We start from the raw sequence: 13,385 nt of genomic DNA on the forward strand, positions 1-13,385 counted from the left end.
TTTTAAGTCTTTCCGACTGTCTGTTCCGCTGATTTTCAGCTTTAATGTTTTTAAGGTTCTTACTTTTCATAAATGATTGTTTAAGTTGATGAATAGATAATATTATTTGTGAGAAAGGAAATAAGCAAAACTGTTGCTATGTCTTTTCCTGCCCAATCCGTTTGTCATTTCTCATATAAAAATGAAATTGCGCATAACGCACTGCCCTATTTGTGGGCATATTAAAAAAATATGTACACATGAATAAAAGATTTAAGAAAACAAATTCAAAAAAGAAGATGCCGTTAGTTTGTAGGAAATCATACTAAGCTATCATAGCTCTTCCTTATTTTCGCTTGCAAAGATACAAAACAGAGATACCCCTTGTCAAGTTTTTCACGAATTATTTTTATTTTGCTGTCACTCCCATCACCCTCTTACGACTTATAACACTTTATAATCAATTAAATACCCAAATGTTAAAAATGACAGCAACCAGTTTTCAAACTTGTGCAGTAGATAGAAATTTACTGAAGAGTAAATAAGATTTTTCATATCTATATCAAGCTTCATGTAGGTTATAATACAGACATTGGCTGGCTCTTTCATGGTGAGTGCCAGCACAGTGTGCGTAATCGTGGGGAAGATTGGTTGTATTCTTCAAGAGACCTAATAATCTATTATCAAAGTCCACTCAAATAATCATATTCCTTCTTGTATCGTTCAATACGTTCATAATCCTTCTTTGCTGGATTAGGAATACGAGTAAGGTCCATATTGTGAGTAAGATCGTGCATCTTTACGGCAGTTGCAAGGGCATTGCTTTTAATTCGCTGAATATATGTTTCCCTATCAGGCGCAAGGTGATGATTAAGCAAATGTAAAGCATCGGCAAGTTCAAGTCTATCAGTATCTGATAAGGGAGTTCCTAATTTCGCATCTAACAAGTTAAGTACTTCTTCAACAGAATGTGGAGTATCTTCACTTGCATCGTGTAGATAACCCACAACCTGCTCTTTCCAAGTACTTCCCATTTTGGCAACAGTCGTAAGATGGTCAGTGAAATAATCAATCCCAGCCTTGTCCACTTGCCCTTTGTGTAGCTCGCAAGCTAATACGGCAGCACATTGTACGATGTCCTTTTCTTGATTACCTAACATTGCTAAAATTGAGTTTATATGTAACAAAAATCTCTACAAGTCTACTCTGAGTGATTCTATCATAGCACAAAGATACTTCTTTTTATGAACACTTTAACCCTTTACCCCACCTAATTCCATAGTATTATATAAAACAAATTGCAGCAACCATTACCGGACTGCTGCAATTATTTTCGTTTTAAAAATTTACTTCACTTCCTCAAACTTATCCTATACTGATAATCAATGACTTACATTTGCGTGGTACAAAAATGTTTCCTTAATTTGAGTAGTATTGATTAGAAAACATCTTGTATGTTATCGTCAAAGCATAAAACTAAGCACATTTAAGCTTTGTTTAATACTAATTTGTTAAGGTAACAAAGCTCTCTAAGTCTTTGTAATTCATTGATTATTTCAACGTATTTATCTGGAGAATATGTCCATATGTCATTTTCGCATTTTATAACATCTTCTTTTCCGGGTTGGCTATTAGTACATATTCTCACCAGTTTACGTATATTTATTTGTTTAAAATCGTCTGAATCTTCTATATCTTTATAATATTTTTTTTACACTTTTTCTTGTTTGATTTATTATCATGTTGATAACTTTAGATTGACCAACAATAGTGAGGTTGTTTATGGTATATTTACCATTACGCTCTACAAACTTGTTCTGTAAGTCTTTTAATAATTCGTCAATTTCATTAGCCTTTTCTATAATAATACCTTTTTCACCTTTTTTTGATTCGATACTTTGGCTGATAATGTAAGCTATGTATATTGTTAGCAATGCATTGCAGATAAAATACAGTAGCTCGAATATATTAATTTGTTATCGTAGAAGAAGAAATTTAAGTCTGAAAGTATTAGTCCGACTATCCAACCTAATGAAAAAATAATAAGTATATTAACTTTTTTCATATGCATCTTTTATATATTCCCAACATTCTTTCAATTCTGGTTCTTCATCTGAGATTATCACTAAAGTGTTACACACCGCACCATAGTCTAATTTTTCTTCTCTAATTAACCCCCCAAAAACTTCTTCAAGGAAAGATGTCCCATAACCAGCTGTACCATCTAAATCTATTATAAACTTTTCCTGATTACGAATACACTCTTTAATAAAGGATATATTATCTTTCTTAAACTGATACCAGAGTACTTCCCTCTCCTTCATTGCGAGCAGATGGTACTCTAGAAAATTGTGTTGCTATAGAATATTTCATAATTTATACTGCTAAGGGTAGATTCTTACATTGTGCATCTATTTCTATATAAACGAAAGTTCCATTTAATTTATTGTCAAGTATTTCATATTTATCCTCGTTGGGTTTACCCATCGAGTCATTGGAGATTAATACTAAATTGCTTATATACCCAGTTTTTAAGCGATTATAAATACCAGGGATGCCTTTACCTCTATATTCTTTGCCAGTTACGGTCTTGTGAAAGGTGCCTTCAAAAATGTTTTTTAAAAGTTCTGCATGATTCTGTGGATTACACCACGGAGAAATTTCTTTACCCAATCATATAATTTATCAGTAATGGGTTTGTTATCTAAACTCTTAAAGATGCCCATACCATAATCTATAAAAGAGAAGCAAATTCTCTTGGGATCCTTCTTCTTTTCCATATTCAGCCACCAATATTTATCACCTATAATTTTACTAGCATGGTTATTGGTATTTTGCATTAGTTCCAAGAATACTCTTTGTAACCCTGTGCAACGTCGTTCTTCTCCCCAAAGATATGCAGAGTTTTTTGTTATTAAGTCTGCTGTAAGTTGAGAATCTACATTTTTCTGTGCATGTGTAAATATGTCATTTTTCGTAAGATCATATTTACTCTCTTCTGCGTAGTTAAAATTATAAATAGCATCATAAAAACATGTCTTCTCTAGTTTTGTCCTCGTTTTTTTATCTTTTGGATAATTTCCGTTAAATTTAATCTTTCTTGTTTTGAAAAGAACGAGGTTGGATAGTAATATTAAAATTCCATCCCCACTAATATTACTTACACGAGACAAATTAATAAATACTTTTTTCTTCTTTTCAAAACATTCTCTTAGTCTTGATATAAAATGAAGTACTGATTCAGTATTATCTATTAAAGATAAATTATCGGGAGCAGGAATTTTATGTAATCATAAAATTTTCGTTTATAAATATTTCTCCATTTAAGTTCCTCCTTACAAACACCTTGTGCTAAGGCTCTTTTCCTTTTGATTTCTTTCTTACGTTGTGCCTTCTTACGAAGAATTCTTTTTTGCCGAGCCCTTATAGAGATTTTACTAAGCCAAAATGATTTTTTCATATATTATGGTTCTGCTGCCATTAGTATGTCATCCTCGTGGATTTCGTACATCTTGGCTGATTTTGTTGAATAATTCTCTTGTTCATTATCCGTCCACTGCTCACATTGTTTGATGACAGTTTCCAGTGCATTGGCAGCTTCTTCTGGTGGGTAATGATATTTTTTCAGAAGATGTTTAATCATTCTGCGCATACCTGCACGGGCTGATTCTTTCTTCTGCCAGTCGATAGTGCGGTTCTTACGCAGAGAGTCGGTGAGTTCTTTGTCATAGCTACCAATTCTTCATTACTATAGAAGTCGTGAACTGCTTGCGGTTTCGTCAAGGCATCATAGAATGACTTTTCTTCGGGAGTGAGACCAAGTTCATTAGCTGCAGAATCGGCCGAGGCAATATCTTTTGCCAACTGCAAAAGTTCTTGGATAACTTCTTCGTTGGTGAGTAATCCTTTAAGGTAGTTGGACAAAGAACGATTGAGAAGATCTGAGAATTTCTCTGACTGCACGATATTGGTCTTTTGATAGAGTGCCACTTTCTCTGCCAATAACTTTTTAAGCAGTTCTACAGCTATATTCTTTTCTTTCATCTTAGAAATTTCATCTAAGAAGGCTGTATCAAAGAGGGAAAATTCGGCTTTAACATCAGAGAAAAGATTGATTACACCTTTACTTTTACACTTTGTTTCAGCAATTCACTGATACGAGCATTGATTTCTTTCTTCGTAACTTTCCCTTTTCCTGTCATTCGGGAGAGTAAAGTGCGTACAGTTTCAAAGAATGCAGCCAAGAAGCGTTGCTCTTCATTCAACAGGCTTCGGCAAAGAGTGATGGAATTGTGCAGCAATGCAGCTTCTTTCATATATAATGGCAGTTGTTCTTGTTTATCGGCTGCCAACATAAAGTTCACGCCACCTTTGATTAATTTAGCACGGTCAGCATCTGTCCCTGTGTGGAACTTACTATAATTATAACCATGAAATAAGTCTTGGCACACTTCCAACTTCTCTTTGAACTTTGTAAAAGCCATACCTTTGATGTCTGGGTTTCCAAAGTTCTTTCTGTCGCGTCCCGTATAATCACGCATGGCTTCTTTCAAGGCTTTGGCAATACCAATATAGTCAACAACCAATCCACCCACTTTGCCATTGAATACACGGTTCACTCGTGCAATGGCTTGCATTAGGTTATGTCCGCTCATTGGTTTGTAAACATACATAGTTGCCAATGAGGGAACGTCGAAGCCTGTGAGCCACATATCGACTACAATAGCAATCTTCATCGGGTCGTTGTCATCCTTAAATCGTTTGGCAAGTTCTTTCTTATACTGCTTGTTTCCGATAATGTCGTGCCATTCTTCTGGGTCTTGGTTGCTGCCCGTCATGACAACTTTCATTTTATCCGTCCATTTTGGGCGAAGCTCCAGTAGTCGGTGATAAATGCTCATCGCTATGGGACGCGAATATGCCACTATCATTGCCTTACCAGTCAATTCATATTGACGGTTTTCTTCATAGTGTTTGATAATGTCTTGACAAAGAGAATCGATGGTAGCTGGTGCACCGAGTATCTCTTCCAAGTGTGACATCTCTTTCTTGCTTTTCTCTATTTGTTCTGTTGTTGCACCTTCTTCAGCCAACAGCTCGTATTCGTCATCAAGGGCTTGCAAGGTTACATCGTCAAGATTTAGATTGATAACTCTAGATTCATAATATACAGGACAAGTAGCACCGTCATTAACCGCCTGCGTCATGTCATAAATATCAATGTAATCGCCAAAAACCTCTACAGTATCTCGATCTTTGGTGGAAATAGGTGTACCAGTAAAGCCAATATATGAAGCATTGGGTAGTGAATTGTGAATGATTCTTGCCGTGCCGATAGAGACCTTACCTGTAGTGACGTCGATTTTTTCCTCAAAACCATATTGCCCTCTATGTGCCTCATCAGTCATCACGATAATATTTCTTCGCTCTGACAAAGGTTCGTCAGACTCCTCAAACTTCTGCATGGTTGTGAAGATAATGCCATTAGCTTCTCGTCCACTCAATAGCTCTTTTAGATTCTCACGACTATTGGCTTGCACTGGTGTTTGACGCAAGAACTCCTTACATTTAGAGAATTGGGTATAGAGTTGATCGTCTAAATCGTTGCGGTCGGTAATCACAACAATAGTGGGCTGTGATAACTCTTGTTGCAGCAAGTGGGCGTAGAAAACCATAGACAATGATTTTCCGCTACCTTGCGTATGCCAGAACACACCGATTTTACCATTACTTACCGTAGCATGTTTGGTACGTTCGATGGCTTTCTTCACTGCAAAATACTGATGATACCCTGCTAATATCTTGGCACTCCCTTTTTCTTCTTTGGAAAAACAGATAAAGTTCTTGATTATGTCTAAGAGTCGTTCCCTTTGAAATATTCCTTCAAAGAATGTATCATAATCGACAAATTCCGTACTTTCATAATTGCCATCTTTTGTTTTCCATTCCATGTAGCGATCTTCCTTGCTGGTAATTGTTCCAGCTTTGGAAAGAGCCATATCGCTCATTACACAGAACATGTTGAAAGAGAACAACGATGGTATATCCTTCATATAATTGCGGAGTTGAAGATATGCTTCTGAAGCGTCCGTCTCTTCGCGGGAAGGTGATTTTAATTCTACAACCACCAATGGTAAACCATTCACAAATACAATGATATCGGCACGTTTCTCTGCATTTTCAATGAATGTCCATTGGTTGATAACTTGAAAAGTGTTTTTGTCCGTATGCTCAAAGTCTATCAAATAAACCATTTCATTGCGCATTTCCTTGCCATTGAAAAAAGAGACTTCTATGCCATGCTGCAAATAGTCTGTAAAAGTTTCATTACGCTGCGCCAAACTACCCATATCAATATTGCGTAGTTTGATAATCGCCTCGTGAATAGCTGCATGTGGCTTCTTTGGATTAACAGTTTGCAGACTTTCTTCTAATTGTGCCTCATAATATGGCACATAGTAGTCTCTTTCAATATTTGGACCGTACAAATATTGATAGCCCATTCCCTCAAAGAGGGATATCAGTGCTTTTTCGTAATTATCTTCTGTGAAGGGCATTGTATTTTACTTTTATTGTTCATTCATTTCTAAAAGAAATTCTAAATAATCTATATAGTTAGCTTTATAAGCTTGATAATCTAAGTTGTAAAGAGCCTCTGATGCTGATAAGTGTACGCCTCCTACTTCTAATGGATTTTCTTCATCAAACCAATCATTAAAGCACTCGCAATCTTGATAAATTAATCTTTGGTTAGCGTGGTGGGCATAACTGAAATAAAAATGTAAAATGAACCCACAGAGTACATCTGTTGTTTTGTATATCAGTAGGGATAGTGATTTGTCTATCTGAGGATGCAAAACATCCAAACCATGTGAAGCAAATCCTGCATTATTTCGTATCTCTGCAATTGATTGGGCGACAGTAGAAATTCTACGGCATAGTTCAGATAGACCAACTATTTCCTTTCCAGTCTGTTCTATAAGATGTTCTAAGGTCTGTTTTACTAAACCATTAAATGAAATATCATCTTTATACGTTGTATTTTGATTAGTGAGAATTGTTTTGCAAAGTGCTTCTGTCAGACTTTTGCTTACTTCAACACACAAAGAAGGATTAATCTCAACATTGTTTTCTATTGTTGAAATATGCGTTTCAAAAGTCCTAAGACTTGGTTCTTTTGCAATATATTCTCTTGTCCACTGCATAATTAATCTTAATTTAAATTATCATTTATCCGCTGATTGAGCTCTATCTTGTTATCGAACATAGAGATAAAATCAGCAATTTGTTCTTGTAAGTTTAATGGGGGTAGGATGATTGATATTGCACTTAAATTAGCTTGATTGAGTTTGGGTTGTGCCGAACCTGTTATGTAACCTGACAAATCTATATTATTAAGAATATAACACAAGTATCTAATGTCACATATCCCATTACTCTCTACTATATGAGCATGATTATTAACCCAATATTTTCCATGAGCTAATTGAGCTATATCTTGCTTTTTGGATTTGAGATTTTCTCCATCTTCTGCTATAAGTAAATATGTTCCATCGAAGATATAATCATCAATATAATCAATAATACCTTGTGCACCATAATAAGGAAATCCCCCTTCTCGTGTTTTCCTTTCTGCTGAAGATAAAGGAATTCTTTTATAGTCTAAGATATTAATAACTTCTCCCAATTTATATTCTTTCCACTCTTCCATATTAAGCGTCAATCATTTTGTTCATAATAATATGAATAGTCAATCCCCTTCATAAACATTTCTCTATCATCAATCTTTGTGGTAAGCGCAGGTTGTACCAAAGCTTTGATGTGTGTACTATCAGATACACTCTCACGCATTGCAGACAAATACTCGTTCTTGTCTATTTGGCTCCAATCCACACATCGCTTGAGAGAACGCCTCAACATGAGATCAAGCCAGATACGAGTGCTTCGTCCATTACCTTCCATAAATGGATGAGCTACGTTCATTTCGACATACTTGTCCATTATTTCGTCGAAGGTGTTTTCTGGCATTCTTTCAATTGTTTGTAGCGTAGCAGGGAAGTGCATACAGTTAGCAAAGGCAAAGCCACCTTTGGAGATATTCTTCGTGCGGATTTGTCCAGCAAAGTCATACAAACCTCCAAAGAGATAAGCATGAATCTGTTGTAAACATTGTATGCTGCCTGGCTCAAGACTTTTCAGCAAACCACTTTCATATAACTGATATGCTTTCTTTCGACTTTGACCATCTAATGTATTATCACTATATGTAAACCAATCAAGGAACTCATTTGCTCGATTGTTAGGATAGTGCTTTGCTAATAAAGTCACTCCTTCACTATCAAGGACATCTGCAATACGCATCTTGCCATCTGGTGCTTCAAATTTAAAGCTGTGAGTAGTACTCACGGGTTCAATGCCTTCTTGTTTCAACTTACGTTTTAACCAACGCCAATAGTTACCAGCTTTGGTGTAGTCAGGCTCATCGTTAATGGCACGTACAATGTCTGTCGCAGAAAACCACCAACAATTATTTTCTTCATCCCATACGGCACGTACTTCACGGTCGTTGAAGAAACGAATTGATTTCTTATGTTGCTCTTTCTTCTCTTCCATAAATGGGAATTTAGTTGTTTATATCATTAATTTTCAGCTCGCCAGACATTAGTTTAGGAAGGAGTGTATCACGCAATAGAGCTAGTTTTCTAATTTCGCACTCTTTTTCAATAATCTGGTCTAGAAATGGAGCCATTAAAATATCTAATTTTTTCATTACACTATTATTGGGGAACAGAACTTCTGCTTTTTCCAGTTCTCCTCGTTTAATATGCCCCATAGTGACAGCCTTATCCTTTGCAATTCTAATAAAATTATCTAAATGATGTTTTGTCCAAAAATAGTAAAACCATTTAGGTGTTGTTTTTGAACTAACCTTGAAAAGATGTTGGTTAAGTCCACATTTTCCCCCACACCATATTTTTACCATAAGAGTACCTGACCATGAGAATATAGCATCACCATCATATACCTTGTAATACGAATCAATTTCATTTGAACAAAAATCGGACGAAGAGTCTATTCTGCCCTGTCCCAATTCCTTTATTTTTAATACAGGTAACCCCTTCTCGCCACTAATTGGACGATACTTCTGCATCGCAAGTCCATTCACATAATTAGCGGCATCTGCCAACGACCCGACAGAGAACTCACCTAAAAGTTCTGGGGTATCTATAAAATAATAATTGAACAACGCCTGAGCCTGTTGCTCTAAATTATCATTTATATGGCGGTTTAATTCGATTTTATCATCAAGGGATTTGAGAACAGAAACCACTTTGTCTTGTGTCGCTTTTGATGGAAGTAATATATCAATATCTTCTATTACTGGAACTGTCAGACTAGGAACAGCAGAGCCAACATTCAGACTAGCAAAGTCTTTCTTACAAATGGAATAGTAAACGAATAATGGATTGGCTATAGAAGCGTTGATAATGGACCAAAACATAGTGTCAACAGTCCAGAAAGGTTTGTCGGCATATATTACATTGTTCAAACTACCTTTTCTCGGAATTAATATTGAAGGGCTATCGTACAGCGACCGCTCACCATAACGCATGATGCCTCCACTGCCGTATATAGGTATATCGCCATCAGCTAATTGCTTATGGTCTTTGCCGTATTTGATAGTCAGGACATCTCCCAACTTATATTCTTTCCATTCTTCCATAAATGGGAATTTAGTTGTTTATATCATTAATTTTCAGCTCGCCAGACATCAGCTTTGGGAGAAGCGTGTCGCGGAGACTAATAAGTTTATCAGTTTCTTGAAGCAATTTTGCCATTCGTTTGTAATAAGGAGCAAGGATCTCGTTCATTATTTTAGCTTCTGAATCGGACGGTTTCCTTATTTCAAATTCAGGCAATGCCTTTTTGTTAAGGTGAAGAACAGTTGTCCCGTTTATATAACCAAGGCAATGACCCTTGAACATTTTATTTTTAAGCATTGTTGCAAGTAAAAACCTATAAGGAAATATTTCTTTAGGTAGAACTTTTACCAAATCCATTGAGAAAATTATGCTATTATATTTACCACAAGTAAGTAATAATTCAGTATTACCAATCACATCTGCATTTTGGGTTAAATCGGTATGCGCCACTAATATGTCGAATAAATTCGCATAGTGGCACTCTTTTAGTTTAGCTGATGGGTTGATACCCTTAAAGCCTCCAGCCTTAAACCCACCATTTCGCACAAAGTTTTTTATGGTTGCCATAGCTACGTTTGAGAAATCGGTCAATTCTTTGCCCGTATATGAATATCCACCAACGAATGAAGCAACTTCTGACAATGAAATCTTTTTCCAATTAGAATTGGGATTATCTACGAACCAAGATTTGAACAAAGCTTGTGCCTGTTGCTCTAAATTATCATTTATCCGTCGATTGAGTTCTATTTTATCATCTAAGGAAGAGAGAATTTTCCCAATTCTCTTTTGTTCTTTAATATTGGGAATTTCAATTTCATAGTTTGCAAAGGTCGATTTGTTAATAATTGGTACTGCCGTTGATGTCTTACTAAGGTAATTTAGATACTTGCCAACAACAGTCATCAAGTAATATATAAAATCTGCATCATTTTCCTCATTCGGTACAATAGAATTAAATTGTTGATTCGTCACAGTTGGTTTTTTCGTAAGCACAACTTTTCCTAAATCAGAACCTATGCAACTAACGCATATCGATTTTGAAGGAAGCAAACAGTTTTTTACCTCATTCAGACCAATTTTTGTTAAAGTCTTAGATGTCGTTGGAGAAAATTTCTCAGACAAATTATCCGATGGAGTCAGAAAAGGGATCTTCCCTCCATAATTTTCCAAGATAGATGTTCGAGGGGTTTTACCAGTAATCACCTTCCCTAAATCCGATATGTGTTTCTTATATAATTTCATAAATACTTCTGCTCACTTATGTATTAAAAAGATATTGTTCAACAGACTTGATATAGCTTTCAAACCGTTTTGCATCGTTACTGTCTATAAATGATATTGTACGATACTCTATATCTTGTAAGTTGTTTAGAATATATCTTCGTTTGTCCTCATTATTACGTGTACCTGCTCCAAAGGGCTTAGGTAGTAGCGATGTCATTCTATGTGCCAAATGTTTACCTGTACCAAATAAAACATATTTATCACATTTTGTGTTCCTAAGCTGATATACACCACTTCCTAATGGAGCTATTAAATAATCTCCTTTTCTTGGATCTGGAAAAGATTTCCAATTACTCCATCCAGTATTATATATTTTTTCAAACTCTTCCATAAATGGGAATTTAGTTGTTTATATCATTAATTTTCAGCTCGCCTGACATCAGTTTGGGAAGAAGCGTATCACGAAGTGATGTTAAGCGCTTACTTTCGAGATAAAGTTGTCCTTTTTTTTCGAATATAGGTGTAACAATCTCATTATATTCTGCTATTTTTTCAACAAAGACAACATTCATGGGCAGTTCTGCTATATGTTTAGGATAAATATGTGGCTGCGCAGAACCTACTTGTGCATCAAATATTTCCTTTTGTCTTTTCTTTAGCATGATATACCAAAAATATACATTTGGAGTTATCGAATCATCAATGTAAGAAGAATCTGAGGCCCAAACAGGAATATGCCATAAATTTATATACCCAGCATTAGCTCCTGATGCTGCTATTGTCAAAACAGGAGCAGTCGTATTGGCTTGGTTATGGTATGTTGCAGGTTCTATACCCCCAGCGACTACTGGTATATCTCCTTTTATTGCATTCTTGGAAAGGAGTCCTTTTCCACGTTTAGGCATAATTAGATCCCCTATCATATTTTCTCCTTCAGTAATATGGGGAAACATTTCGTTGAACAATGCCTGTGCCTGTTGCTCTAAATTATCATTTATCCGCCTATTTTTATGAAATAGCGGTTGATGTGAGCTATATGTGTGATATGCTGTTTGCATTTTGATTTAACTGATGAATTTGCGGTGAGAGAGTTTGACGTTTGTTTGATTGACCATCGCATAGTGCATGGTTGTATCAATTTTAACATGTCCAAGGAGTTTTTGCACTTGCTCTACGGGCATACCTTTATCTATAGCCATAGTTGCAAGTGTCCGACGGAACTTGTGTGGATGGACACGGACAATCTTAGAAAGCCTCCCAATCTTTCTTAGCCTTGTCTCTACTCCTGATATTTGTAATCGATTGTGTGGTTTGGCAAGAGACACGAACAATGCTTTGTTTCTGTCTTTTCGCTCTGCGAGATATTGCTGCAAATGAATCTTTGCACGAGCATTGAAATACACGATACGTTCCTTGTTGCCTTTACCGAAAACGATACACTCACGCTCATTGAAGTTTATATCCTCACGATTGAGCTTTACAAGTTCTCCAACACGCATACCAGTAGAAGCCAATAGGTCTATCATGGCTAAATCTCGTACCCTTGTACAGTTATCGCGCAGTTGTTCCAAATTTTCGTCAGTAAGGACTTCCTTAATCTGTGTTCCTGTCTTAACCTTGTGTATTCTACGTACAGGACTTTTAATGATGTAATCCTCATCCTCTAACCATGAAAAGAAAGATGAAAAGATACGACGGATATTGTCTATTGTAACTTTACTCGATTTGTGTTTCCGTTGAAATACAGCCAAATAAGCACGAATATCCTCTGTTGTATAGTTCGTAACTTTTTTAGGCATTTTCTTGAAAAGCTGATTAATGGTCGAGCCATAAATATTTTATGGTAGGTGTGGTGCAACCTTCAACTTGCTTAGCTGACAAGAATATCTCTAACAGACGTTCGTTAGATGCATTGTTCTCTTGCATCAGCTCGTCGTCTGCTGTAATGGAGTAGTTACTAATTACTTGCAATAATACTCCATTGAGTTGTGCCATTTGTTCTACACTTAATATACCTGCCATTGCATTGCTAATTTCTAAAATCAAATTTTCTTTCATGTTCTTCTATATTAATGAATTGATAATATGGAAGAACATGCAGACATTTATTTGATAGTGAAACCTATGCTTGCCAACTGTTTTCGTATCTCATCCTCCAAATCATGAGATTGGGGCAAATAAATCGGACAATTCGGTTGTGAGTTTGTCCATCTTCTCTTGAAAAGGAATACCATCGTCTTCCTGTTCTGCAATGCCGACATAACGTCCAGGGGTAAGAATATAGTCTTGTTTTGCCACATCACCAAGGGCTACAACTGCACAGAAGCCTTTTTCATTCTCAAGTGTACCATCATTATATTTATCAAAAGTGTCTGCAATCTTTTTTATGTCTGCTTCTTGAAGTTCACGAAGTTTCCGGGTAACCATTGTTCCCATGTTTCTTGCATCTACAAACAGAATTTTATTTTGCTGCTTTTT

General features: G+C 36.0%; 11 protein-coding genes and 3 pseudogenes. All 14 read right to left on the reverse strand.

The window, feature by feature from the left end; genetic code table 11:
- Positions 1-662: 662 nt before the first annotated feature.
- A complete protein-coding gene (locus DX009_RS13060; RefSeq protein WP_115082941.1) occupies positions 663-1,139 on the reverse strand; it encodes a phosphohydrolase in 477 nt (158 codons plus the stop codon).
- A 537-nt stretch (positions 1,140-1,676) separates the two neighbouring features.
- Positions 1,677-1,913, reverse strand: coding sequence for a hypothetical protein (locus DX009_RS13065; RefSeq protein ID WP_115084413.1), 237 nt, complete (start codon positions 1,911-1,913; stop codon positions 1,677-1,679).
- Positions 1,914-2,030: 117 nt separating this feature from the next.
- A complete protein-coding gene (locus DX009_RS13070; protein ID WP_245944682.1) occupies positions 2,031-2,303 on the reverse strand; it encodes an STAS-like domain-containing protein in 273 nt (90 codons plus the stop codon).
- Between the two features lie 52 nt (positions 2,304-2,355).
- Positions 2,356-2,652, reverse strand: a complete 297-nt coding sequence (locus DX009_RS13220) for a hypothetical protein (RefSeq protein WP_147278699.1) — start codon at positions 2,650-2,652, stop codon at positions 2,356-2,358.
- Between the two features lie 790 nt (positions 2,653-3,442).
- Positions 3,443-6,536, reverse strand: a pseudogene (locus DX009_RS13085) (type I restriction endonuclease subunit R).
- Positions 6,537-6,548: 12 nt separating this feature from the next.
- Positions 6,549-7,184, reverse strand: coding sequence for an abortive infection family protein (locus DX009_RS13090; protein ID WP_070667935.1), 636 nt, complete (start codon positions 7,182-7,184; stop codon positions 6,549-6,551).
- A gap of 8 nt (positions 7,185-7,192) precedes the next feature.
- Positions 7,193-7,690: a restriction endonuclease subunit S gene (locus DX009_RS13095; protein WP_070667938.1), complete on the reverse strand. Its 498-nt coding sequence runs from the start codon at positions 7,688-7,690 to the stop codon at positions 7,193-7,195.
- 8 nt (positions 7,691-7,698) lie between these two features.
- Complete coding sequence (gene fic, locus DX009_RS13100; protein WP_115082933.1) at positions 7,699-8,592, reverse strand: protein adenylyltransferase Fic; 894 nt, start codon at positions 8,590-8,592, stop codon at positions 7,699-7,701.
- A gap of 10 nt (positions 8,593-8,602) precedes the next feature.
- Positions 8,603-9,703: a restriction endonuclease subunit S gene (locus tag DX009_RS13105; RefSeq protein ID WP_115082935.1), complete on the reverse strand. Its 1,101-nt coding sequence runs from the start codon at positions 9,701-9,703 to the stop codon at positions 8,603-8,605.
- 10 nt (positions 9,704-9,713) lie between these two features.
- Positions 9,714-10,925 carry a restriction endonuclease subunit S gene (locus DX009_RS13110; protein ID WP_115084416.1) on the reverse strand — a complete coding sequence of 404 codons (1,212 nt, stop codon included), beginning with the start codon at positions 10,923-10,925 and terminating at the stop codon, positions 9,714-9,716.
- A 16-nt stretch (positions 10,926-10,941) separates the two neighbouring features.
- The gene (locus tag DX009_RS13115; protein ID WP_070668426.1) at positions 10,942-11,298 is read right to left on the reverse strand and encodes a hypothetical protein; all 357 of its coding nucleotides are present in this window, start codon (positions 11,296-11,298) and stop codon (positions 10,942-10,944) included.
- A 10-nt stretch (positions 11,299-11,308) separates the two neighbouring features.
- Entirely contained in the window at positions 11,309-11,965 is a 657-nt protein-coding gene (locus tag DX009_RS13705) for a restriction endonuclease subunit S (RefSeq protein ID WP_115082932.1), read from the reverse strand.
- Positions 11,966-11,971: 6 nt separating this feature from the next.
- Positions 11,972-12,965, reverse strand: a pseudogene (xerA, locus tag DX009_RS13125) (site-specific tyrosine recombinase/integron integrase).
- A 47-nt stretch (positions 12,966-13,012) separates the two neighbouring features.
- Positions 13,013-13,385 (reverse strand): annotated as a pseudogene (locus DX009_RS13130) (N-6 DNA methylase); the annotation flags it as partial.

It is taken from the genome of Prevotella pallens (assembly GCF_900454935.1).
In the GTDB taxonomy this organism is placed as follows: Bacteria; Bacteroidota; Bacteroidia; order Bacteroidales; family Bacteroidaceae; genus Prevotella; species Prevotella pallens.

Excerpts from the sequence above, each read along its gene's own strand:
- DX009_RS13060 (WP_115082941.1), bottom strand. The coding sequence starts at position 1,139 with ATGTTAGGTAATCAAGAAAAGGACATCGTACAATGTGCTGCCGTATTA.
- DX009_RS13095 (WP_070667938.1), bottom strand. The coding sequence starts at position 7,690 with ATGGAAGAGTGGAAAGAATATAAATTGGGAGAAGTTATTAATATCTTA.
- DX009_RS13110 (WP_115084416.1), bottom strand. The coding sequence starts at position 10,925 with ATGAAATTATATAAGAAACACATATCGGATTTAGGGAAGGTGATTACT.
- fic (WP_115082933.1), bottom strand. The coding sequence starts at position 8,592 with ATGGAAGAGAAGAAAGAGCAACATAAGAAATCAATTCGTTTCTTCAAC.
- DX009_RS13115 (WP_070668426.1), bottom strand. The coding sequence starts at position 11,298 with ATGGAAGAGTTTGAAAAAATATATAATACTGGATGGAGTAATTGGAAA.
- DX009_RS13090 (WP_070667935.1), bottom strand. The coding sequence starts at position 7,184 with ATGCAGTGGACAAGAGAATATATTGCAAAAGAACCAAGTCTTAGGACT.
- DX009_RS13105 (WP_115082935.1), bottom strand. The coding sequence starts at position 9,703 with ATGGAAGAATGGAAAGAATATAAGTTGGGAGATGTCCTGACTATCAAA.
- DX009_RS13070 (WP_245944682.1), bottom strand. The coding sequence starts at position 2,303 with ATGAAGGAGAGGGAAGTACTCTGGTATCAGTTTAAGAAAGATAATATA.
- DX009_RS13705 (WP_115082932.1), bottom strand. The coding sequence starts at position 11,965 with ATGCAAACAGCATATCACACATATAGCTCACATCAACCGCTATTTCAT.